Genomic DNA, 20,879 nt, shown 5'->3' on the forward strand with positions numbered 1-20,879 from the left:
GGGGGGGGTGACGCGCACCTCGGCGTGGGCGTCTCGCGGACCCTGACGCTGCGGGCCGCGGCCACGCACTCACCTCCCACACCCCGTGCGGGGGTCCGCGGGGCCCCCCCCCCCGGGGCGGCGCCCCGCTCTTCGTGTGTCGGTTCGTGTCTTAGTGCGAGCAAGACCACGTTCAGGGAAAGCGCTACCGATACGTACGCGGCGTACGGCAGGATCCTGGAATGGAGCACGTACGTGATGTCTCTGAGCTGCCCAAAGCTCATCTGCACCTGCATTTCACCGGGTCGATGCGGATCACCACTCTGCTGGAACTGGCCGACAAGCACGGGATCCACCTTCCCGATGCGCTGACCAGCGGGGAGCCGCCGAAACTGAGGGCCACCGACGAGCGGGGCTGGTTCCGCTTCCAGCGGCTGTACGACGCGGCGCGGTCGTGCCTCAGAGATCCCGAGGACATCCAGCGGCTGGTGCGGGAGGCCGCCGAGGAGGACCTCAAGGACGGCTCGGGGTGGCTGGAGATCCAGGTCGACCCGACCTCGTACGCGCCCCGGCTGGGCGGGCTGATCCCGGCGCTGGAGATCATCCTGGACGCCGTGGACTCGGCCGTGCGCGAGACCGGGCTCGGGATGCGGGTCCTGGTGGCCGCGAACCGGATGAAGCATCCGCTGGACGCCCGCACGCTGGCCCGGCTGGCCGTGCGGTACGCGGACCGCGGCATCGTCGGCTTCGGGCTCTCCAACGACGAGCGGCGCGGTATGGCGCGGGACTTCGACCGGGCCTTCGCCATCGCGCGTGAGGGCGGGCTGCTGGCGGCGCCGCACGGCGGCGAGCTGACGGGCCCGGCGTCCGTCCGTGACTGCCTGGACGACCTGCACGCCTCGCGGATCGGGCACGGGGTGCGGGCGGCCGAGGACCCGTGGCTCATGAAGCGGCTCGCGGACCGGGGCATCACCTGTGAGGTCTGCCCGGCGTCGAACGTCGCCCTGGGGGTGTACGAAAAGCCGGAGGACGTCCCCCTGCGCACGCTTTTCGAGGCGGGGGTCCCGCTGGCACTCGGAGCGGACGACCCGCTGCTGTTCGGCTCACGGCTGGCCGCCCAGTACGACATCGCACGCCAGTATCACGCCTTCACGGACGCCGAACTGGCCGAACTGGCACGGCAGTCGGTACGGGGTTCGGCGGCCCCGCAGGACATCAGGGCGAAGCTGCTGTCCGGGATCGACGACTGGCTGACCGCCCCGGTCGCCTGAAGTGGGCGTAGGGCGGGTACGCCTGGAAGCCGATGTCCAGTTCCGTGTGACGCCCTGGGCTCGGGGGCAGGTGCGTCGTGAGCGAGGTGACCAGCACGTCGTGTCCCTTGGCGGCCCTCTTGTGGCGCGGGCCGAAGCCGGCCGCGACCTCCAGCTGGACGGACGCCGAGGCGAAGGTGTCCCGGGCGCCGAAGAGGAACAGCGTCCGGGCGTGCACGGCGGGGCGGATCCGGTCGACGGGGTCCAGGCGCTCCCAGCGCTGCTCCCAGCGCGCCTGCCAGGCCGCGGCGTGGTCCGCGGTGCGCCGTTCGTCGGTGCGGACGGTGCCCGGGGTGCCCCGGGTCAGCCCGCGGCGCAGCGACGGCCAGGTGGAGGGCCGCAGGCCCAGTGTCCGGTGGGCGAGTACGAGGTCGACCGGCACTCCGGGCGCGTACTCCCTGGGCACGCTGTCGCGCAGCGGGACGTGGACGACCGTGTGCGGGAAGTACGCGGCGAACGAGAACAGTGCGGCGAGGCGGGCCAGTCCGTCGTGGTCGCCGACCAGGTAGCCCCAGCCCCGCAAGGGGTCGCTGAGCGTGGTGTGCCGCAGCGCGGGGCGCGGCTGGACCACCCGGAACGCGTACCGCCCGGCGCTCGGCCGGAACTCATCGACCCTCAGCCGCACAGGAGTTCTCTCATGCCCCCAGGGTGATCGCCGGGCCGGGCGACCGGCAACCGAAATATCTCAGAGGCTGACGCCGACCGTCACCGGTTCGTTGACGAGTGTGATCCCGAAGGCGGCGTGGACGCCTTCGACGACCTCGCGGGCGAGCGCGAGGAGGTCCTCCGTGGTGGCCTCGCCGCGGTTGGTGAGGGCCAGGGTGTGCTTGGTGGAGATGCGGGCAGGACCGGTGCCGTAGCCCTTGGTGAAGCCGGACTTGTCGATCAGCCAGGCCGCGGAGGTCTTGGTGTGTCCGTCGCCCGCCGGGTAGGCGGGCGGGAGCACGCCGTCACCCAGGCGCTCCTCCACGCGCGCGTGGAACACGGCGAACTCCTCGTGGGTGAGGATCGGGTTGGTGAAGAACGAGCCGGCCGACCAGGTGTCGTGGTCCTCCGGGTCGAGCACCATGCCCTTGCCGGAGCGCAGCTTCAGGACGGTCTCACGGGCTTTCTCCAGCGGCACGCGGTCGCCTGGCTCGACACCGAGGGCGCGGGCCGTCTCGGCGTACTTGACCGGCGCGGAGAGCCCGGAGGCGTCCTCCAGGTCGAAGCGGACGCGCAGCACGACGAAGCGCTCGGGCTCGGCCTTGAAGCGGCTGTGGCGGTACGAGAAGGCGCACTCGGCGTTCGCGACGGTGACCGTCTCGTGGGTCCGCCGGTCGTAGGCGATCACTTCGGTGATCGTCGACGACACCTCCTGGCCGTACGCCCCCACGTTCTGGATGGGGGTCGCGCCCGCGGAGCCCGGGATTCCGGCGAGGCACTCGATGCCCGCGAGGCCGGCCTCGACGGTGCGGGCGACGGCGTCGGTCCACACCTCTCCGGCGGCCAGCTCCAGCTTCGTACCGTCGAGGGCGAAGCCGCGGGTGGCGATGCGCAGGGCCGTGCCCGCGAAGCCCTTGTCGCCGATGACCAGGTTGGATCCGCCGCCGATCAGCAGCAGCGGTGTGCCGGAGTCGTCGGCCTCGCGGACGGCGGCGATCACCTCGGCGTCGGTCGTGGCGGTGATCAGGCGCGCGGCGGGGCCGCCGAGCCGGAAGGTGGTCAGCGGGGCGAGCGGGGCGTCGTGGAGTTCCAGCACGTGCCCAAGAGTACGAGAACGGCCCCGCCGGTCGGGGCAGGGCCGTTCTCGGGGCCGGGCAGCTGTCCGCGGCGGTGGTCGGTCACAGCCGGCGCAAGGCCTCCGGCCAGTCGAGCGGGAGGTCGTCCGCCGTGACCGTCCACGAGACGAACTTCGCGTCCCTCATCTGGGGGCCGAGGCCCCGGGCGGTCGGCGCGTGCGTGCCGGAGCGGGCGAAGGCCTTGAGCGCCGCGGGCGACTCCCAGGCGGACAGGGTCCAGAAGGTCCGCCGCAGCGGGGCCGCCTTGAGCGTGGCGCCGTACGCTCCGGGGGCCTTGCTCACCTGCCACCAGACGGCCGGCGTCCTGGCGAAGAACTTCAGCGCTCCCCAGCGGGTGCGGGTCTCGAAGCGGGAGGCGAAGACGTGCACCTCGGCACCCCGCGGCGGCTTGTTCGGCACGGTCCAGGGAAGGGTGGGCATGACCGGACTCCTTTCGGTTTGATTTCCGAACTCAGTGAGGACCCTCAGTGGGAGGCCGTTTCCAGCACCCGCGCGGGCGGCGTCTCCGTGCCCTCGTGTCCCGCCTCCGCCGTACGGCGGCGCGTCGGGATGAACAGTGCCGCGACTCCCGCCACGGCCACCGCGGCGGAGCCGACCCAGAGCGCCGGCTGGGTGCCGTCCACGAAGGTCTGCGCGGTCCGGTAGCCGCCCTGGGCGGAGAAGATCGAGGCCATCACCGCGATACCGAGGGCACCGCCGACCTCGCGCAGCGCGTTGTTGGCGCCGGACGCGATTCCCTGCTCGTGCGGCCGGACGCTGGACATGACCAGGCTGGAGGCGGGGGCGAAGAAGAGGGACATGCCCACGCCGCTGATGATCAGGGCGGGCAGCTGCGCGGCGTACGGCGTGTCGGGCGCGATGACGGTGGCGAACCAGCCGAGCCCGACGGCCTGCAGGAACAGACCCGCGGCGACGACCGGGCGGCCGCCGATCCGGTCGGACAGATAGCCGGCGACGGGCGCGATGAGCATCGGCATCCCCGTCCAGGGCAGCATGCGCAGTCCGGCCTGGGTGGGCGAGTAGCCGAGGACGCCCTGCATGTACTGGCTGAGCAGGAAGATCGAGCCGAACATCCCGAGGAACATCAGCAGGCTGGCCGCGTTGATCCCGGCGAAGGCCCGGTTGCGGAAGAGCCGCATCGGCAGCATCGGGTTCTTGGCGCTGATGCCGTGGAGCACGAAGCCGACGAGCAGAGCGGTGCCCGCGAACAGCCCCAGCAGGACGATCCCGTCGGTCCAGCCGACGACGGGCGCCCGGACCAGCCCGTACACGATCCCGAAGAGGCCACCGCTGGCCAGCAGGGTGCCGCGGATGTCGAGCGGGGCGCCGGTGCCGAACGACTCCGACAGACGCAGCCGGGCGAGCGGCAGGAGCGCCAGCCCCAGCGGAACGTTCAGCCAGAAGATCCACTGCCAGGAGATGTGCTCGGTGAGGCTGCCGCCGATGAGCGGCCCCGAAGCGACCGCGAGACCGTTGACGGCACCCCAGATCCCGTACGCCATCCCGCGCTTGGCGGCCGGAACGGCGGCCGTGAGCAGGGTCAGCGTCAGCGGCATCATGATGGCGGCGCCGACGCCCTGGACCGCGCGGGCGGCTATCAGCGAGTCGATGCCGGGCGCCATGGCCGCGGCGGCGGACGCGCCGGTGAACACGGTGATGCCGGCGAGGAAGAGCCGGCGCCTGCCGAACCGGTCGCCCAGGGCCGCGCCGAACATCAGCAGCACGGCGAAGGTGAGCGTGTAGGCGCTCACGGTCCATTCCAGATCGGCGAGGTCTCCGCCGAGGTCCTCGCGGATCGAGGGCAGTGCGGTGGTGACGACGAGGTTGTCGAGCGCCGCCATGAACCCGGCGACGCTGGTGATCACGAGGGCCCAGACGGCTCCCCCGCGACGTGCGGTCTGCTGTGACATCGCTTCCCCCAGCGGGTGATCGCTGACTTCAATTAGTTATTGCTGACTAACTTTCACGGACATGAAAGGGCGGCAATCTCCGCCACCCTTGTTTCAGTGTTCGAGCCGGCCCTTGATCCGGGCCGAGGGGTAGAGCCCCTCCCAGACCCGGTGCTCGGGCGGGAACCCCATGACCACCAGGCAGTTGACGAGCATTCCGTACGCCATGAAGGTCGTGGTCTCGTCGACATCGGCACCGAGCGGCAGATGGACGGTGTCCCACAGGCGCATCCAGCCCGCCCGTACCGCCTCACCCAGTTCGTGGTCACCGGTCTGCTCGGCGGCGGCCACCGCGACGTACATCTGCATCTGCATGAGCAGCTGTTCCGGATTCTCGGCGATGACCCTGGTGTACGCGTTCGCCATGGCGTGCAGGGCCTCTTCGCCCTCCAGCCCCTTGGAGGCGTCGGCGAAGGTGCGCATGGTCTCCTCCATGCACCGCTCGGCCGCCGCAAGGAAGATCGCCTTCTTGCCCGGGAAGAGCCGGAAGAGGTACGGCTGCGAGACACCCACACGCTTGGCGATCACCTCGGTGGACGTGCCGTAGTAGCCGCCCCGGGAGAACTCGCTCATCGCCGCACGGATGACGCTCTCGCGCCTCTCTTCTGCGCTCATCCTGACCATACGAACAAGTTAGTACTCAATCACTAACTAGGTCAAGGGGTGGGGTGACCGCGGAAGAGGGCAAGTGGCGCGAGAGGCAAGAAGTAAGGGGCGCCCGCAATGGCGGACGCCCCTTACTCGCACTTCTCGCGCCCCGGACTTGCGCTTCTCGCGCCCGGGCGGGTCCTGCCCCGTCAGGCGAGGCGGACGACCGCGCGGGACATGCCCAGGACCTTCTGGCCCGCGCTCATCGCGACGAGGTCGACGCGGACGGTGTTGTCGTCGAGCTTGGCCGCGACCTTGCCGCTGACCTCGATCGTGGCGCCCTGGTCGTCGTTCGGGACGACGACCGGCTTGGTGAAGCGGACGCCGTACTCGACGACCGCGCCCGGGTCGCCGGTCCAGTCGGTGACGACCCGGATCGCCTCGGCCATGGTGAACATGCCGTGCGCGATGACGTCCGGGAGGCCGACCTCCTTGGCGAACTTCTCGTTCCAGTGGATCGGGTTGAAGTCCCCCGAGGCGCCCGCATACCGCACGAGCGTGGCGCGCGTCACGCCGAAGGTCTGGGCCGGCAGTTCGGTGCCGACCTCGACGTCGTCGTACGAGATCTTCGCCGTCATCTGTTCACGCCCCCTCGGCCGCGCGGGACACGAGCTTGGTCCAGGCGGTCACCACGTGCTCGCCGGCTTCGTCGTGGACCTCGCCGCGGATGTCCAGGATGTCGTTGCCCGCCAGCGACTTGATCGCTTCGATGGTGGAGGTGACTGTGAGCCGGTCGCCCGCCCGCACCGGGCGGCGGTGGACGAACTTCTGGTCGCCGTGCACCACACGGCTGTAGTCGAGCCCCAGTTGGGAATCCCGGACGACCTGTCCCGCCGCCTTGAACGTGATGGTGAACGCGAAGGTCGGCGGGGCGATCACATCAGGGTGACCGAGGGCCTTGGCGGCTTCCGGGTCCGTGTACGCGGGATTGGTGTCGCCCACCGCCTCCGCGAACTCGCGGATCTTCTCCCGGCCGACCTCATAGGGCTCGGTGGGCGGATAGGACCGCCCCACGAAGGACTGGTCGAGCGCCATGGGCCCGGCACCTCCTGGTTCGCAACTGGGTGTAACGACGCGAGGCCGCCCCCCGACTTCAGGGGACGGCCTCGTGTACGAGCCTGATTTATCGCGTTTCGCGGTGCGCGGTGTGCGCATTGCAACGCGGGCAGTGCTTCTTCATCTCCAGTCGGTCCGGGTTGTTACGCCGGTTCTTCTTGGTGATGTAGTTCCGCTCCTTGCACTCCACGCAGGCCAGCGTGATCTTCGGGCGGACGTCGGTGGCAGCCACAGGAGTGCTCCTTGACGAACGGATGGGACGATTGGCGCATTAACACACAGAAGAGTAGCCGATCGAAGGACCGACCCCACAATCGGCTACTGTCAGTAGCGGTGACCGGACTTGAACCGGTGACACAGCGATTATGAGCCGCTTGCTCTACCGACTGAGCTACACCGCTGTGATGTGACCGGTTCCCGCCTTGCGACGGGAACCTTCCACACCAGAGCCCCAATACGGAATCGAACCGTAGACCTTCTCCTTACCATGGAGACGCTCTACCGACTGAGCTATTGGGGCGAGCGATGAAGACATTACACGCTCGGCCACCGAACGCCCAAATCCGTTTCGCGGCACCTGCCCCGGCCCGTTCCGGGCCGCTCGCGGGGCGTTTCACGCGCCCCTCCCGCACGACGGACCACACCGGTACGACTATTCCGCTCCTCCTCGATGCACGCCGGTCGCCACCCTAGGCTCGACTCACGCTGCGTGATCTTGTGTCCCTCCTTCGCAGCCGCCTGCCCCTCTCTCGCAGCCGCCGCCGAGCCCCAGGAGCGCGATGCCCGACAGTCAGCCGCAGCAGCCCCACTCCTCCTCGTCCTCGTCGGGCTCCTCGGGTTCGTCCGGCCGGAGCGACGGCTCCGACCTGCTGCTCTGCGGTGCGCGGCTCACCGACGGCCGGACCGTGGACGTAAGGCTGGGCGGCGGACGCATCGAGGCGGTCGGCACGGCGGGCAGCCTCACCGCGCACAGCGCGCGCGTGGACCTCGCCGGCTATCTGCTCCTGCCGGCCCCGGCCGAGCCCCACGCGCACGGCGACACGGCCCTGTCCGCGGACGGCGACGGACCTGTGTCGTACGAGGCCCAGGAGGTCCAGCGCCGTACGACCGAGGCGGCGTTGCTCCAGCTCGGGCACGGGGCCACCGCTCTGCGCTCGCACGTGCGCGTGGGCGATGTGCAGGGGCTGGGCTCGATGGCCGCGGTGCTGCAGGCGCGGCGCGCGCTGCGGGGGCTGGCCGAGTTGACGGTGGTGGCGATGCCCCGGGTACTGACCGGGCTCGCGGGGGCCGACGGGCTGGCCATACTGCGGGACGCGGTGAAAATGGGCGCCTCCGTAGTGGGCGGTTGTCCAGATTTGGACCCTGATCCGACGGGATACGTGGAGGCGGTCCTGGAGGTCGCCTCGGAGCACGGCTGCCCGGTCGACCTGCACACGGACGGTGACGACCCGGCGCGGCTCGCCCGGCTCGCGGCGATGGCCGGCGGACTGCGGCCGGGGGTGACGCTCGGCCCGTGCGGCGGACTCGGGCGGCTGCCCTCCGAGGTCGCCTCGCGGGCGGCGGACCAACTCGCCGCGGCCGGCGTGGGCGTGGTCTGTCTGCCCCAGGGCGGCTGCTCGGGCGTGGACCGCCGCGGGACGGCTCCGGTACGGCTGCTGCGGTCGGCGGGGGTGCGCGTGGCGGCCGGGAGCGGCGCCCTGAGGGATGTGTCGAACCCCGTGGGGCGCGGGGACCCGTTGGAGGCGGCGTACTTGCTGGCCTCACGGTACGGGCTGCGGGCCGGGGACGCCTACGACGCGGTGAGTTCGTCGGCGCGGGCGGCGCTGGGGCTGCCCGAGGTGCGGGTGGAGGCCGGGTTTCCGGCGGAGTTGCTCGCGGTGCGCGGGGACCGGCTCGACGCGGCGTTGTCCCTTGCGTACAGCCGGATCGTGGTGCATCGGGGGCGGGTCGTGGCGCGTACGAGTGCGGTGCGGGAGTACTGCAACTCCGCTGTGACCGTGGCGTTGGACCTGCCTCGGCAGGGGCGGACGGGGCGGGCGGAGGAGCCGTCGTGAGGCTGAGGCTTGGGGCGTCCGGAGGCGGGGTGCCCTTGGCGCGGGCACGCGCGCGTGGAGGTGTGTTTGGGCTCCACGCGCGCGTGCCGGTGCTTACGGCACACGCGCGGGCCGGTGCGTACGGCACACGCGCGTGACGGTGCCTACGGAATCTGCCCGCCCCGTGGCCGTCGACTAACCGTCGCCGTCGGGCTGCCGTTGCCGTCGTGAATGTCGCGTTTCGGACGAGCCGTCAGAAGCCGCTCAGCATGCCCCCGGTGAACGGGTTGCCCGGGCCCCCGAACCCGTCCGCGGGTATCTCGGTGGCACCGGACGGGGCGCTGACGTCGCCCGCCTCGCCGAACTTGACCACCAGGGGGAGCCGGGTGCCCTTCGGACCGTCCGCGAGAGCGGCGAGGTCTACGGAGACACGGGTCAAGTCGCCGTTCTTCAGGGAGAAGTTGACGGCGATCTTCTTGTCCGGGACGTCCTTGAGGTCCTCGTCGGTGGGCAGTTCGGCGCCCGCCGGAAGGTCGTCGGCCAAGGGCCGGAGCTTGTCGAGGACACCGGTGAGCAGTTCGCGGAACGAGGCCTTGGCGACGATCCGTTCGACGCCGTCAGCGCCTCCCTCGTTGCTGAAGGTGACCTCGCGGGCGACGACTCCGCGTACCGCCTTGAGGATCTTCTGCTGGGTCTTGGTGTCGATCTCGTCGGACCCACCGGGCTGATCGGCCTTGCTGCCCTTGTCGCCCTTCTCAGCGCCAGGGATGCCCTTCCCGGCCCGGTCGAGTTCGCTGGTGTCGACCTTGACCCACTTGCCCTCGAGGACCTTCTTGAGCTCCTTCTCGCTCTCGGGGAGTTCGTCGGCCGACGGCAGCGGGAAGCCCATGGCCTCACCGACCGCCTTCATGTCAGCCCGGTAGTACGTGTAGTCGCCGACGAGGCGGTATTCGGCCAGAACACCGTCGGGCCCCGAGATCGTCACGCCCGTACCGACGAGATCCTTCTCACCCGAGTCGGCGAGCGGCTTCCTCGACTCGACGGACACCTTGATCCGCACCCCGGTGAAGAGTTCGGCCAGCTCGGGCGGCAACTCCTCGCCGGGTTCCACCTCCCCGGCCAGCTTCGTGAGGGCGGAGGGCTTGGCGTCGAGCCCCAACTCGAAGGCCAGCGACTTCTTTTCGCCGAGCCCTTCGAAGGCGCGGTCGACCTTCTGACCGGCGGTGAGGTTCTCGACCGTGCCGCAGGCTGCCACGCCGGCGAGCAGCGCCGTGGTGCAGGCGGCCGCGGTGAGGGTCTTGCGCAGGGCAGGACGGTTGCGCGTGGCAGGGCTCATGCGCATCGCGCGGCTCTCGCGTGTGGTGGTGATGACGGTCTCCTTCATGACGCCGTGCGGCGTCACCCCTCGTACACAGTGATCGTTCATGAGACTCACGAGTTATCCACAGGGTTGTGCGGCGAGTGGGGTCGTCCGGGCGTACGGTCGGAAACATGCGCATTGTCATCGCTGGAGGTCATGGTCAGATCGCGCTGCGGCTGGAGCGGCTGCTCTCCGCGCGCGGTGACGAGGTGGCGGGGATCATCCGCCGCGCCGAGCAGGGCGAGGATCTGCGGGCGGCCGGCGCCGAGCCGGTCGTGTGCGATCTGGAGTCAGCCTCGGTCGAGGAGGTCGCCACGCACATGGAGGGCGCGGACGCCGCCGTCTTCGCGGCGGGCGCGGGCCCTGGCAGCGGGGTGGACCGCAAGAACACCGTGGACCGGGGCGCCGCCGTGCTCTACGCGGACGCGGCCGCCCGGGCCGGAGTGCGTCGGCATGTGGTCGTGTCGTCGATGGGCGCGGATCCGGAGCATCCCGGGGACGACATCTTCGACGCGTATCTGCGCGCCAAGGGCGAGGCCGACGCGTACGTACGCGCTCACCGCGGCCTGGACTGGACGATCCTGCGTCCCGGGATGCTGACGAGCGACGCCGGCACCGGTCTCGTACGCCTGGAGGCCGCCACGGGGCGCGGCCCCATCCCGCGCGACGACGTCGCGGCGGTCCTCGCGGAACTGGTGGACACACCGGCGACGGCCGGGCTGACACTGGAGCTGATCAGCGGGTCGGCACCGGTGTCCGTGGCAGTGAAGTCGGTGGCCGGGAACTGACCGGGAGCACGCACGCGGGCGTGGGGCGGTGATCGGCCGCCCCGCCCCACGATTGAGAGGGGTAGAGGCGGTACGCGCCTACTGAGCAGCGCAGTTCGCAGCCGCGCACCCCCTCGAACGACTGGCTCGTACGACTGGAGAGGCACTGGTGAGCCGGATGGACATACGCCGGGCCTGAACCGCCGGAGCGGGGCGCGGGAATCAGCATCGCCGGGGCGCGGGAATCAGCGGGGCGCGCGGGGCTGCGGGGCGAGCCAGCGAGCTGCGGAGTCAGCCAGAGGTTGCTGGGCAGGCAGCGAGCTGCGGGATCAGCCATAGGTTGCTTAGGCCGGCCAGGGGTTGCGAGGTCGGCGGGCTGGGGCAGCGAGCGTGCGGCGGGGGTCAGAAGAGGGGCAGCTGGCCGGGGAACTCCGCGACGACATACCCGTCCAGCGCCGGCTGCGCAGCGCCCAGCTCCGCCTGTCTGCGCGACCCGGGACACGACACGAGCTCCCCACTCCCCCGTGCCCCCGGCGGGTCGTGCCGGGCGAACCGCCCCGCGACAACGGCAATCTCGCGGCGGCACTCGGGGCAGTTCCTGCGACGTGAGGACATGAACTCAGGGTACGAAGGAAGCCGGGGAAGGCCGAGGAGGCCCCGGCCCAGGAATCGGCCGCCACCCTGCTCACGACAGGCCAGCGGCGCCGCGACGGGGGCAGCAGCAGAGGCGCGCGCTGCCCCTGAGGGAACACCACTCCAGACACGCAGAAACCCCCTCCGAACTGCAAGAACGCAGTTTGGAGGGGGTTTCTCTCAGCGTGGCGGCGCCAGGGTTCGAACCTGGGTAGGCTGAGCCGGCAGATTTACAGTCTGCTCCCTTTGGCCGCTCGGGCACACCGCCGGGGTTGCTGCCATTCGAACCGCTGTACGGCGGCGCTCTGTGGCAACGACGTAAACGATACCCGATGCTCGGGGGTGCTTCGCCACCCGATTGATCGGCGCTCGGAGGGGAGCGGGTGGCTAGGCTTATGCGGATGCGGCCCGGGACCGACGCGGTGCTCGACGGCCGCCACTACGCACCCCGATACAAGGAGCCACAGGACATGGCCGACTCCAGTTTCGACATCGTCTCGAAGGTCGAGCGGCAGGAGGTCGACAACGCCCTCAACCAGGCCGGCAAGGAGATCTCGCAGCGCTACGACTTCAAGAACGTCGGCGCCTCCATCTCCTGGTCCGGCGAGAAGATCCTTATGGAGGCCAACTCGGAGGAGCGGGTCAAGGCCGTCCTCGACGTCTTCCAGTCCAAGCTGGTCAAGCGGGGCATCTCGCTCAAGGCACTGGACGCCGGTGAGCCGCAGCTCTCCGGCAAGGAGTACAAGATCTTCGCCTCGATCGAGGAAGGCATCTCCCAGGAGAACGCGAAAAAGGTGGCGAAGATCATTCGCGATGAGGGCCCGAAGGGCGTCAAGGCGCAGGTGCAGGGCGAGGAGCTGCGGGTCAGCTCGAAGAGCCGTGACGACCTGCAGGCCGTGCAGGCGCTGCTGAAGGGCCAGGACTTCGACTTCGCTTTGCAGTTCGTCAACTACCGGTGACCGCGTGCTCGTTGCGCGTACGTAAGGCAGCACGAGGAAGGGTGGGCACCGCCGGTGCCCACCCTTCTCGCCTGCTGGCCGCGGTCTCGGGGGCGCGCGCTCAGTTGCGCGAGTTGCCGAACAGGAGGCGGTAGACGATCAGCAGGACGAGCGAGCCGCCGATCGCGGCGGCCCAGGTGGCACCGTCGTAGAAGTCCTTGGCGACCGGATGGTCCAGCCAACGGGCCGATATCCAGCCGCCGATGAACGCGCCCGCGACGCCTATCAGCGTCGTGCCGATGAAGCCGCCGGGATCACGGCCCGGCAGCAGGAATTTGGCGATGGCGCCGGCCAACAGCCCCAGGATGATCCAGCTGATGATGCCCATGCCGTGAACCTGCCTCTCCGTGCTGTGCCTGTGCTGTGATCTTGCTCCGGCCAGGCTGTGTTCATGCCGCTCTCGTGCCGCCGGTCGCGCGCTTGCTTGCACGCTCGTTCGTTCGTTTGCTTGTTCGTTTGCTGTTGCCGGGGAGGACGTCGGCGCGGCGGTGACCGGTTGCACTGATCAGTAGGGTGCGACCCATGGCACAGTCCGATTCCGGCCGAACCGGTTCGGCCCAGACCGGTTCGGCCCAGCCCGGTTCGGCCCAGCCCGGAGCGCCGCAGCGCACGGTGGAGCTGAAGCGGACGCTCGGCGTCGGCGACGCCGTTGTCATCGGCCTCGGCTCGATGGTCGGTGCGGGAATCTTCGCGGCGCTGGCGCCCGCGGTACGGGCCGCCGGGTCCGGGCTTCTCCTCGGCCTGGGCATCGCCGCCGTCGTCGCCTACTGCAACGCGACGGCGTCGGCGCGTCTCGCCGCCCGCTATCCCGCGTCGGGCGGGACGTACGTGTACGGGCGGGAGCGGCTCGGGGAGTTCTGGGGGTATCTGGCGGGCTGGTCGTTCGTCGTCGGCAAGACCTCCTCATGTGCGGCGATGGCGCTCACCGTGGGCGCGTACGTCTGGCCGGGGCAGGCGCACGCCGTGGCCGTCGGGGCCGTGGTGGTGCTGACCGCGGTGAACTACGGCGGTGTCCAGAAGTCCGCGTGGCTGACGCGGGCGATCGTGGCGGTGGTCCTCGGAGTCCTCGCTTCCGTGGTCGTCGTGTCCCTCACCTCGGCGAACTCCGACGCCGGGCGACTGGACGTGGGGATCTCCGGAGGTGTGGGCGGCGTGCTCCAGGCGGCCGGCCTGTTGTTCTTCGCCTTCGCCGGGTACGCGCGGATCGCGACGCTCGGCGAGGAGGTACGGGACCCTGCGCGCACCATTCCGCGCGCGATCCCGCTCGCGCTGGGCATCGCGCTGGTGGTGTACGCGGCTGTCGCGGTGGCTGTCCTCTCCGTGCTGGGGTCGGGCGGGCTCGGTCAAGCGACGGCGCCGCTGACCGACGCGGTGCGCGCCGCGGGTGTGCCGGAACTCGTCCCGGTCGTACGGGTGGGCGCCGCCGTGGCAGCGCTCGGCTCCCTTCTCGCGCTGATCCTGGGGGTGTCACGGACGACGCTGGCGATGGCCCGCGACGGGCATCTCCCGGGCGCGCTGGCCGCCGTGCATCCCCGCTTCCAGGTGCCTCATCGGGCGGAGCTGGCCGTCGGAGCGGTGGTCGTCGCGGTGGCCGCGACGGTGGATGTGCGGGGCGCTATCGGCTTCTCCTCCTTCGGGGTGCTGGTGTACTACGCGATCGCCAACGCGGCGGCCTGGACGTTGAGTTCGACGGTCATTTCTCGGGTTGCGCCAGTGGTGGGGCTGGCGGGGTGTGTGACCTTGGCTTTCGCGCTGCCGTGGGTGTCGGTGGCTGTGGGAGTGGGCGTGTTGGGGTTGGGAGCGGTCGTGTATGGGGTGAGGAGACGGCTGGCTCGCGCTGAGGGCTGAGGGCAGGGCAGCGGGCACCTATCGCTGAAGGCTTCGCTCGGAACGTGCGTGTGTGAAGTGCCGGTCGTGGGGGCTGGTCGCGCCCCGCGGCGGAGCCGCAAATGTCACAGCCCCGCGCCCCTGATGGCGCGCCGCCTGCCCGAAGGTTGAAACTCCGCTACGAAGGCCGCGCCGCCCCCGTGCGTATACGGAAGTCGCCCCACGGCTCCAGATCCGCGCCGTCGTGGGACTCGTCGTACCAGCCCGTGCCGTCGAGCCAGGTGTGGAGCCAGGCCGTGAGGGTGGGTGCGTCCACGTACCAGGCGTGGTCGGCCTCGTCCGCGTTGGGCTCGAAGAGGAGGACGGTGGCCTCGGGGGTGCGGCAGTCCACGCAGGCGTACATGCCGCAGCCCCAGTGGGATATCGGCAGGACGCCCTCGGGCCAGGGCCATTCGGGGTCCTTGCGGCCGCTCTCGCGATGGGCGAGGTACTGCGCGACGACGGCGGGCTCGCCGGACGGCGGGCTGTCGAGCAGGGGAAGCAGACCGTACTCCGGGCCGAATCCTCCGTCGCCTATCCGCAGATAGAGGGCGGCGAGCAGCGGCGGAACGGTGAAGCCCAGGGTGGACTCCGCGCGGGCCAGCGTCGCCGCGTCCACGGGCTCGGGGAGCGAAGGCCAGCCCCACGGCCGGGAGTTGCGCGCCTCTGTGGAGACACGTGCCAGCAGCTGCTCGATCTCGGTCATGCGTTCATGATGCAGGTCGCCACCGACATTCGGGCAGCCTGTGGATAACCCTCATTCGAGACGCACGGCGATGCCCTTCTCCCCAAAGAATTCAAGGAGTTCCTCGAACGTCGAAGGTCGCCGGCCCGTCCGCGGGACGAGGCCGAGGCAGGTACGGGCGACCTCCGCGTCGTGCCAGACGAGGGTGAAGGGCCGCCGGGCTCCCCAGCGGCCGCAGAGGCAGTCGTCGAGCGCGTCCAGCCCCCAACCGAAGTAGCCTCCGGGCCCGTTCACGGCCTCGCCCAGCGCGCAGAAGAAACCCGGCAGGTCGATGATGCGGCGGCCGTCGAGGTGGAACGTGCCGCCGGCTTCCGCGTCGGGCCTGTCCGGCTCGTGATGGTCCAGCGCCATGCTCAGCCAGTGGCGGCGGCCCTCCACGCCGCACCGGGCCCAGAGACCGGGCTCGGTGGGGCGGCCGCCGTCCCACAGCTCCCAGACCTCCTCGGCGGCGGTCGGAGGCCGTTCCGACCAGGGTTCGAGCGTGAGGTCCACCAGGCCGCGGCCGCGCGCGGACGGGATCCATGCGACGAGTTCGCCCTCGACGGCGGACTGGACGGTGCGGCCGGACTCGTCCAGGCGTATCAGCCTGGCGTGTCCGAGGTCCTCCTCCCCCGCGTCCAGGGCCGCCTGGAGGGCTCCGCGCGGGGCGCAGCCGAGCACCCGCACGGACGGTTCGGCGAGATCCGGATGCCTGTCCAGGACATGCGCCAGGTCCCGGCAGCCGCCCCATGGTTCGCTCTGTGCACCGAGCAGCCGGTAGCCCGGGGAGAGCGGCGGGCACTGCGGATAGTCGTACGGGTTGTCCGGGGACTCGCTGGCCTCGACCGTGATGTCGCGCAGTGACAGGTCACGCGCGCACGGACGGTCACCGAGGACGCGTACGTCCTCCAGGGACCACTCCTCGACCTGTGCGCCCTCCTTGTCGAGGATCTCCAGGGTGAGGGTGCCGAGGGGCGCCGAGCCGTCCTCACGCGCGCGCGTGAGGACCTTGCTCAGCTCCCCCTCGGGGGCGCAGCCGATCAGTTCGTACGTCCCGCGCGCGGGAGGCGGCGGATCGCCGAAGAGGTTCTCGGCGTCCGCGCACAGGGCCCAGATCTCGTCGGCCTCGTCCTCGGCGCTGTACGCCGCAAGGGCGTACTTCGGCGGCTCCACCTCTGGAGCCGCCCTACCAGCGTGTCGTCGCGAACGGCTGGTCCGTACGTACGATTTCGCGCCCCAGGGGGAACAGCGAGACCGGGATCAGCTTGAAGTTGGCGAGCCCCAGAGGGATGCCGATGATCGTGATGCACTGGAGGAAGCCCGTCACGATGTGGGCGAGGGCGAGCCACCAGCCGGCGAGGATCACCCACAGGATGTTGCCGATGAAGGACGGCGCGCCCGCGTCACGGCGCTCGACCGTCGTCCGGCCGAACGGCCACAGCGCGTAGACGGCGATACGGAAGGCCGCGATGCCGAACGGGATGCCGATGATGGTGATGCACAGCAGCACGCCCGCGAACACGTAGCCGAGGAACAGCCAGAAGCCGCTCAGGACGAGCCAAATGATGTTCAGGATTGTCTTCACTGGTTACGACCTGCCATCTGCTCGAGCCGGGCGATGCGCTCCGCCATCGGCGGATGCGTAGAGAACATCTTGGAGAGTCCCTGGCCCGGACGGAAGGGGTTGGCGATCATCATGTGGCTTGCGGTCTCGATGCGCGGCTCCGGAGGCAGTGGAAGCTGTTTCGTGCCGGCCTCCAGCTTGGCCAGAGCGCTTGCGAGGGCCAGCGGGTCGCCGGTGAGCTGGGCACCTGACGCGTCGGCCTCGTACTCCCTGGAGCGGCTGATGGCGAGCTGGATGAGGGAGGCGGCGAGCGGGCCCAGGATCATGATCAACAACATGCCGAGGATGCCGGGGCCGTCGTCGTCGTTGGATCGCCCGATCGGGATCAGCCAGGCGAAGTTGACCAGGAACATGATGACGGAGGCCAGGGCGCCCGCGACGGAGGAGATCAGGATGTCGCGGTTGTAGACGTGGCTCAGTTCGTGGCCGATGACGCCGCGCAGTTCCCGCTCGTTGAGGATGCGCAGGATGCCCTCGGTGCAGCACACGGCGGCGTTGCGCGGATTGCGGCCCGTCGCGAACGCGTTCGGTGCCTCCGTCGGGGAGATGTACAGCCGGGGCATGGGCTGGCGGGCCTGTGTGGAGAGCTCGCGGACCATCTTGTACAGAGCCGGGGCCTCGAACTCGCTCACCGGGCGCGCGCGCATCGCGCGTAGAGCCATTTTGTCGCTGTTCCAGTACGCGTACGCGTTCGTGCCGATCGCGATGACGAGTGCGACGACGAGGCCCGTACGCCCGAAGAAACTGCCGATGCCGATGATGAGTGCGGACAGTCCCCCGAGGAGTACGGCGGTCCTGAGCCCGTTGTGCCGGCGGTGCACGGTACGCCCTCCAAGTGGTGCGGCAGGGGAACCCTTTGCTTGTCGATCTCTGACGTCACTGGTCCGTGGCTCCACGGTCCAGTGGACCCTCCCGTACTGGTCAACGCCAGGCGGGAAGCACTAGTTCCCTTGTGCGCGCGGCGACGCACGTGGGCCGTCCGGGTGACGAAGGGGGACATCGCACGCGCGCGTGGGGCTCGGATGCTCCACGCGCGCGTGCGCATGCCTTGGGGCAGCAGCGGTCAGAAGAGGCCGGTGTCGGAGAAGCGCAGGACCAGTTGGGGTGCTCCGGAGAGGGCGATCCCGAGGACGGCGGTCAGGGCGATCGCCGCCGTGAGGGGGGCGGGGACGCGGTGGGTCTCGGGCTCGCCCTCCGGGGCGCGGAACAGGAGGGTCGTCCACTGGAGGTAGTAGAAGAGCGCGATCACGACGTTGACGGCCATGACCACGGCGAGCCAGCCGAGGCCCGCGTCGACGGCGGCCGAGAAGACGGTGACCTTCGCGAAGAGGCCGATGATGCCCGGCGGCAGGCCCGCGAGGCAGAGCAGGAAGAAGCCGAGGACGAGCGCTGCGAGGGGCCGTGAGGCGTACAGGCCCCGGTAGTCGCTGACGCGGTTCAGCGGCTTCGTACGGGCCACCAGGGCGGCCACCGCGAAGGCGCCGAGGTTCACCGCGGCGTACATCAGGGCGTACGCGACGGTGGAGCCGATGGCCTTCTCGGCGTCCTCGGAGTACGCGGCGGCGGCGATCGGCACCAGGAGGTAGCCGGCCTGGCCGACGGAGGACCAGGCGAGCAGGCGGACCGCGCTGTACGCGCGCGTGGACCGCTGTCTGAGGGCGCCGACGTTGCCGACGGTCATGGTGAGCGCGGCCAGGGCGGCGAGTGCCGGGCCCCAGACGTCGGCGTACGACGGGAGGGCGATCACGGTGACGAGGATCAGCCCGGAGAAGCCGACCGCCTTGCCGACGACCGACAGGTAGGCGGCGACCGGGAGAGGCGCTCCTACGTAGGTGTCGGGTACCCAGAAGTGGAAGGGGACTGCGGCCGTCTTGAAGGCGAAACCGACCAGGGTGAGGACGACGCCCGCCTGGGCGAGCGTCTGCAGCTGGTCGTCGACGTTCTCGATCCTGGTGGCGATCTCGGTGAGGTACAGGGTGCCCGTCGACGCGTAGACGAAGCTGATGCCCATGAGGCTCACGGCGGTCGCGGTGACCGAGGACAGGAAGAACTTCAGGGCCGCTTCGGAGGACTTCCTGTCGCCGTGCTTGATGCCCACGAGGGCGAAGGCGGGCAGGGAGGCGACCTCCAGGGCGACGATCAGGGTCGCGAGGTCGCGGGAGGCGGGCAGCAGGGCGGCGCCCGCGGCGGAGGAGAGCAGCAGGAACCAGAACTCCCCTTCGGGGAGTTCCTTGTCGGCGTCCTTGAGGGCGGTCATCGACAGGAGGGCCGCGAGGAGCGCGCCGCCGAGCACGAGGAACTGGATGACCAGCGTGAACCGGTCCGCGGTGTAGCTGCAGACGGCGGCGTCGCCCGTCAGGCAGAAGGTGGAGCGGTCGCCGTCCAAGAGGGGCAGCAGCATGAGCGCGGAGGCGGCCAGTCCGGCGACGGAGACCCAGCCGAGCAGGGCCTTCCTGTTGTCTCCCACGAACAGGTCGGCGACGAGCACCACGAGTCCGACGACCGCCGCGATGGTGGGAGGCGCGATGGCGAGCCAGTCGACGGACTGGACCAGGGACTGGGCCTGGGAGCTCATCGGGTGCCTCCTGCGAAGAGCTGCTGCACGGCCGGGTCGGTCAGGCCGAGGAGTGCCTTGGGCCAGAGCCCGGCGATGACGGTCAGGACGACGAGCGGGGTCCAGGCGGCGAACTCGTACGACTGGACGTCGGCGAGCTTCGGCCCTTCCTGCGGGACCGCGCCCATGCAGACGCGGCGGACCACGACGAGCATGTACGCGGCGGTGAGCAGGGTGCCGAACGCGGCGATCGTCATGAAGGTCAGGAACGCGGGGCGGCTGAGGCCGTCGGCGGGGTCGAACGCGCCGAACAGGGCCAGCATCTCGCCCCAGAACCCGGCCAGACCCGGGAGTCCGAGCGAGGCGACGGCGGCGAAGGCGAGCAGGCCGCCGAGCCGGGGGGCCTTGCCGTAGAGCGCGGCGCCGGTCTGCTGGGCGAGGGTGTCGAGGTCGGTCGTGCCCGTGCGGTCCTTGAGCGCGCCGACCAGGAAGAACAGGAGGCCGGTGATGAGGCCGTGGGCGATGTTGGCGAACAGCGCGCCGTTCACGCCGGTCGGGGTCATCGACGCGATGCCGAGGAGTACGAAGCCCATGTGGCCGACGGAGGAGTACGCGATGAGGCGCTTGAGATCGCCCTTCGCGCCCTGCTTGGCGAGGGCGAGGCAGGCGAGGGATCCGTAGATGATGCCGACGACCGCGAAGGCGGCGAGGTAGGGCGCGAACGTGCTCATGCCGTCCGGTGTGATGGGCAGCAGGATCCGGACGAATCCGTACGTACCCATCTTCAGCAGAACGCCGGCCAGCAGGACCGAGCCGATGGTCGGGGCGGCGGTGTGCGCGTCCGGCAGCCAGCTGTGGAGCGGCCACATCGGCGTCTTGACCGCGAGCCCGATCCCGATCGCCAGAACGGCGATGACCTGCACCGATGTGGTCAGCGCCGGGTGATTGTCAGTGGCGAGTGCCACCATGTCGAATGTGCCCGCCTTGATTCCGATCAGGAGCAGGCCCAGCAGCATGACGACGGAACCGAGCAGTGTGTAGAGGATGAACTTCCAAGCGGCGGCCTGCCGTTGTTCACCGCCCCAGCGGGCGATGAGGAAGTACATCGGGATGAGCACCATCTCGAAGGCCAGGAAGAACAGCAGCAGGTCGAGGACGGCGAAGGTCGCGAGGGTGCCGGACTCGAGGACGAGGACGAGCGCCACGAATGCCTTCGGGGACGGGCCCGACGGCATTTTGAAGTAGGAGTACAGCGCGCAGAGGAAGGTCAGCAGCGCGGTCAGCACGAGGAGGGGGAGCGAGATGCCGTCGATGCCGAGGTGGATCCGCACGTCGAGTGCGGGAATCCAGCTGATGTCCGTGGTGGCCTGCATCTTCGACGGATGGTCGTGGTCGAAGCCCAGTGTGAGGACGATCGCGGCGATGAGCACGGCGCCGGTGACGGTCACGCCGTGCCGCAGCACGGCCTGTTCGGGCGACTTCCCCTTCAGTCCGGGCGGGGCCGGCAGGAGAGCCGCGGCGGCGCCGATGAGCGGGCCGACGACGATGAATGCCAGAAGGACCTGCATCACGGATTCACTGATATCGATCACGCCTG

22 protein-coding genes and 3 tRNA genes are annotated in these 20,879 nt (G+C 70.2%); 5 read left to right on the forward strand and 20 right to left on the reverse strand.

Going from position 1 to position 20,879, the window contains the following annotated elements:
- The first annotated feature begins 221 nt into the window (after positions 1 to 221).
- The gene (locus tag ACFWXQ_RS35290; RefSeq protein WP_383935634.1) at positions 222 to 1,250 is read left to right on the forward strand and encodes an adenosine deaminase; all 1,029 of its coding nucleotides are present in this window, start codon (positions 222 to 224) and stop codon (positions 1,248 to 1,250) included.
- Here ACFWXQ_RS35290 and ACFWXQ_RS35295 read toward each other — a convergent pair.
- The 10 genes from ACFWXQ_RS35295 to ACFWXQ_RS35340 form a co-directional block, all read right to left on the reverse strand.
- Positions 1,195 to 1,914, reverse strand: coding sequence for a hypothetical protein (locus ACFWXQ_RS35295; protein ID WP_383935636.1), 720 nt, complete (start codon positions 1,912 to 1,914; stop codon positions 1,195 to 1,197). The two genes, ACFWXQ_RS35290 and ACFWXQ_RS35295, sit on opposite strands and share 56 nt — an antisense overlap.
- 60 nt (positions 1,915 to 1,974) lie before the next feature.
- The gene (locus ACFWXQ_RS35300; protein ID WP_383935638.1) at positions 1,975 to 3,030 is read right to left on the reverse strand and encodes a UDP-N-acetylmuramate dehydrogenase; all 1,056 of its coding nucleotides are present in this window, start codon (positions 3,028 to 3,030) and stop codon (positions 1,975 to 1,977) included.
- Between the two features lie 82 nt (positions 3,031 to 3,112).
- On the reverse strand, positions 3,113 to 3,490 hold the full coding sequence (locus ACFWXQ_RS35305; protein WP_383935640.1) for a DUF3291 domain-containing protein: 378 nt from the start codon (positions 3,488 to 3,490) through the stop codon (positions 3,113 to 3,115).
- Between the two features lie 44 nt (positions 3,491 to 3,534).
- Complete coding sequence (locus ACFWXQ_RS35310; protein WP_383935641.1) at positions 3,535 to 4,980, reverse strand: DHA2 family efflux MFS transporter permease subunit; 1,446 nt, start codon at positions 4,978 to 4,980, stop codon at positions 3,535 to 3,537.
- A gap of 93 nt (positions 4,981 to 5,073) precedes the next feature.
- A complete protein-coding gene (locus ACFWXQ_RS35315; RefSeq protein WP_361054534.1) occupies positions 5,074 to 5,643 on the reverse strand; it encodes a TetR/AcrR family transcriptional regulator in 570 nt (189 codons plus the stop codon).
- Positions 5,644 to 5,816: 173 nt separating this feature from the next.
- A complete protein-coding gene (locus ACFWXQ_RS35320; protein ID WP_383935644.1) occupies positions 5,817 to 6,245 on the reverse strand; it encodes a MaoC family dehydratase in 429 nt (142 codons plus the stop codon).
- Between the two features lie 4 nt (positions 6,246 to 6,249).
- Positions 6,250 to 6,702: a MaoC family dehydratase N-terminal domain-containing protein gene (locus tag ACFWXQ_RS35325; RefSeq protein ID WP_383935646.1), complete on the reverse strand. Its 453-nt coding sequence runs from the start codon at positions 6,700 to 6,702 to the stop codon at positions 6,250 to 6,252.
- An 88-nt stretch (positions 6,703 to 6,790) separates the two neighbouring features.
- A complete protein-coding gene (gene rpmG / locus ACFWXQ_RS35330; protein ID WP_003948671.1) occupies positions 6,791 to 6,955 on the reverse strand; it encodes a 50S ribosomal protein L33 in 165 nt (54 codons plus the stop codon).
- 96 nt (positions 6,956 to 7,051) lie between these two features.
- Positions 7,052 to 7,124, reverse strand: a tRNA-Met gene (locus ACFWXQ_RS35335).
- Between the two features lie 46 nt (positions 7,125 to 7,170).
- Positions 7,171 to 7,243: transfer RNA gene (locus ACFWXQ_RS35340), tRNA-Thr, on the reverse strand.
- Positions 7,244 to 7,502: 259 nt separating this feature from the next.
- On the opposite strand from ACFWXQ_RS35340, the gene ACFWXQ_RS35345 reads away from it, so the two are divergent.
- Positions 7,503 to 8,777, forward strand: coding sequence for an amidohydrolase family protein (locus ACFWXQ_RS35345; RefSeq protein ID WP_383935648.1), 1,275 nt, complete (start codon positions 7,503 to 7,505; stop codon positions 8,775 to 8,777).
- Positions 8,778 to 9,009: 232 nt separating this feature from the next.
- Here ACFWXQ_RS35345 and ACFWXQ_RS35350 read toward each other — a convergent pair whose 3' ends face one another.
- Positions 9,010 to 10,182, reverse strand: coding sequence for a hypothetical protein (locus ACFWXQ_RS35350; protein WP_383945273.1), 1,173 nt, complete (start codon positions 10,180 to 10,182; stop codon positions 9,010 to 9,012).
- 65 nt (positions 10,183 to 10,247) lie between these two features.
- Here ACFWXQ_RS35350 and ACFWXQ_RS35355 point away from each other — a divergent pair, with 65 nt between their 5' ends.
- Entirely contained in the window at positions 10,248 to 10,904 is a 657-nt protein-coding gene (locus ACFWXQ_RS35355; protein WP_383945275.1) for an NAD(P)H-binding protein, read from the forward strand.
- A gap of 381 nt (positions 10,905 to 11,285) precedes the next feature.
- Here ACFWXQ_RS35355 and ACFWXQ_RS35360 read toward each other — a convergent pair whose 3' ends face one another.
- Together ACFWXQ_RS35360 and ACFWXQ_RS35365 are read right to left on the reverse strand one after the other, a co-directional pair.
- The gene (locus tag ACFWXQ_RS35360; protein ID WP_055614634.1) at positions 11,286 to 11,498 is read right to left on the reverse strand and encodes a hypothetical protein; all 213 of its coding nucleotides are present in this window, start codon (positions 11,496 to 11,498) and stop codon (positions 11,286 to 11,288) included.
- Between the two features lie 204 nt (positions 11,499 to 11,702).
- Positions 11,703 to 11,784 (reverse strand) — tRNA-Tyr (locus ACFWXQ_RS35365).
- A gap of 202 nt (positions 11,785 to 11,986) precedes the next feature.
- Here ACFWXQ_RS35365 and ACFWXQ_RS35370 point away from each other — a divergent pair.
- Positions 11,987 to 12,475 (forward strand): YajQ family cyclic di-GMP-binding protein, encoded by a 489-nt coding sequence (locus ACFWXQ_RS35370; protein WP_055614648.1) that lies wholly within the window; start codon positions 11,987 to 11,989, stop codon positions 12,473 to 12,475.
- Between the two features lie 100 nt (positions 12,476 to 12,575).
- Here the strand turns inward: ACFWXQ_RS35370 and ACFWXQ_RS35375 are convergent, their stop codons facing one another.
- Positions 12,576 to 12,842 (reverse strand): GlsB/YeaQ/YmgE family stress response membrane protein, encoded by a 267-nt coding sequence (locus ACFWXQ_RS35375; RefSeq protein ID WP_143642881.1) that lies wholly within the window; start codon positions 12,840 to 12,842, stop codon positions 12,576 to 12,578.
- Positions 12,843 to 13,015: 173 nt separating this feature from the next.
- Here ACFWXQ_RS35375 and ACFWXQ_RS35380 point away from each other — a divergent pair, with 173 nt between their 5' ends.
- The gene (locus tag ACFWXQ_RS35380) at positions 13,016 to 14,362 is read left to right on the forward strand and encodes an APC family permease (protein WP_383945342.1); all 1,347 of its coding nucleotides are present in this window, start codon (positions 13,016 to 13,018) and stop codon (positions 14,360 to 14,362) included.
- A gap of 157 nt (positions 14,363 to 14,519) precedes the next feature.
- On the opposite strand, the gene ACFWXQ_RS35385 is transcribed toward ACFWXQ_RS35380, so the two are convergent.
- The 6 genes from ACFWXQ_RS35385 to ACFWXQ_RS35410 all read right to left on the reverse strand — a co-directional run bounded on the left by ACFWXQ_RS35385 (position 14,520) and on the right by ACFWXQ_RS35410 (position 20,874).
- Entirely contained in the window at positions 14,520 to 15,086 is a 567-nt protein-coding gene (locus ACFWXQ_RS35385; RefSeq protein ID WP_383945280.1) for an SMI1/KNR4 family protein, read from the reverse strand.
- A gap of 51 nt (positions 15,087 to 15,137) precedes the next feature.
- Positions 15,138 to 16,277: a barstar family protein gene (locus ACFWXQ_RS35390; protein ID WP_383945283.1), complete on the reverse strand. Its 1,140-nt coding sequence runs from the start codon at positions 16,275 to 16,277 to the stop codon at positions 15,138 to 15,140.
- Between the two features lie 13 nt (positions 16,278 to 16,290).
- Entirely contained in the window at positions 16,291 to 16,689 is a 399-nt protein-coding gene (locus tag ACFWXQ_RS35395; protein ID WP_383945286.1) for a YccF domain-containing protein, read from the reverse strand.
- Positions 16,686 to 17,549: a zinc metalloprotease HtpX gene (gene htpX, locus ACFWXQ_RS35400; RefSeq protein ID WP_383945290.1), complete on the reverse strand. Its 864-nt coding sequence runs from the start codon at positions 17,547 to 17,549 to the stop codon at positions 16,686 to 16,688. Before htpX ends, ACFWXQ_RS35395 begins: the two co-directional genes overlap by 4 nt.
- A 242-nt stretch (positions 17,550 to 17,791) precedes the next feature.
- Positions 17,792 to 19,303 carry an NADH-quinone oxidoreductase subunit N gene (locus tag ACFWXQ_RS35405; protein WP_383945293.1) on the reverse strand — a complete coding sequence of 504 codons (1,512 nt, stop codon included), beginning with the start codon at positions 19,301 to 19,303 and terminating at the stop codon, positions 17,792 to 17,794.
- Complete coding sequence (locus ACFWXQ_RS35410) at positions 19,300 to 20,874, reverse strand: NuoM family protein (RefSeq protein WP_383945296.1); 1,575 nt, start codon at positions 20,872 to 20,874, stop codon at positions 19,300 to 19,302. The genes ACFWXQ_RS35405 and ACFWXQ_RS35410 overlap by 4 nt, the downstream gene beginning before the upstream one ends.
- Positions 20,875 to 20,879 lie beyond the last annotated feature (5 nt).

It is taken from the genome of Streptomyces sp. NPDC058697 (assembly GCF_042715345.1).
GTDB lineage: Bacteria > Actinomycetota > Actinomycetes > Streptomycetales > Streptomycetaceae > Streptomyces > Streptomyces liliifuscus.

Coding starts and splice junctions, on each gene's coding strand:
- ACFWXQ_RS35360 (WP_055614634.1), bottom strand. CDS start 11,498: ATGTCCTCACGTCGCAGGAACTGCCCCGAGTGCCGCCGCGAGATTGCC.
- ACFWXQ_RS35345 (WP_383935648.1), top strand. CDS start 7,503: ATGCCCGACAGTCAGCCGCAGCAGCCCCACTCCTCCTCGTCCTCGTCG.
- ACFWXQ_RS35370 (WP_055614648.1), top strand. CDS start 11,987: ATGGCCGACTCCAGTTTCGACATCGTCTCGAAGGTCGAGCGGCAGGAG.
- ACFWXQ_RS35385 (WP_383945280.1), bottom strand. CDS start 15,086: ATGACCGAGATCGAGCAGCTGCTGGCACGTGTCTCCACAGAGGCGCGC.
- ACFWXQ_RS35310 (WP_383935641.1), bottom strand. CDS start 4,980: ATGTCACAGCAGACCGCACGTCGCGGGGGAGCCGTCTGGGCCCTCGTG.
- ACFWXQ_RS35290 (WP_383935634.1), top strand. CDS start 222: ATGGAGCACGTACGTGATGTCTCTGAGCTGCCCAAAGCTCATCTGCAC.
- ACFWXQ_RS35315 (WP_361054534.1), bottom strand. CDS start 5,643: ATGGTCAGGATGAGCGCAGAAGAGAGGCGCGAGAGCGTCATCCGTGCG.
- ACFWXQ_RS35355 (WP_383945275.1), top strand. CDS start 10,248: ATGCGCATTGTCATCGCTGGAGGTCATGGTCAGATCGCGCTGCGGCTG.
- ACFWXQ_RS35405 (WP_383945293.1), bottom strand. CDS start 19,303: ATGAGCTCCCAGGCCCAGTCCCTGGTCCAGTCCGTCGACTGGCTCGCC.
- ACFWXQ_RS35320 (WP_383935644.1), bottom strand. CDS start 6,245: ATGACGGCGAAGATCTCGTACGACGACGTCGAGGTCGGCACCGAACTG.
- ACFWXQ_RS35350 (WP_383945273.1), bottom strand. CDS start 10,182: ATGAACGATCACTGTGTACGAGGGGTGACGCCGCACGGCGTCATGAAG.
- ACFWXQ_RS35305 (WP_383935640.1), bottom strand. CDS start 3,490: ATGCCCACCCTTCCCTGGACCGTGCCGAACAAGCCGCCGCGGGGTGCC.
- ACFWXQ_RS35375 (WP_143642881.1), bottom strand. CDS start 12,842: ATGGGCATCATCAGCTGGATCATCCTGGGGCTGTTGGCCGGCGCCATC.
- ACFWXQ_RS35325 (WP_383935646.1), bottom strand. CDS start 6,702: ATGGCGCTCGACCAGTCCTTCGTGGGGCGGTCCTATCCGCCCACCGAG.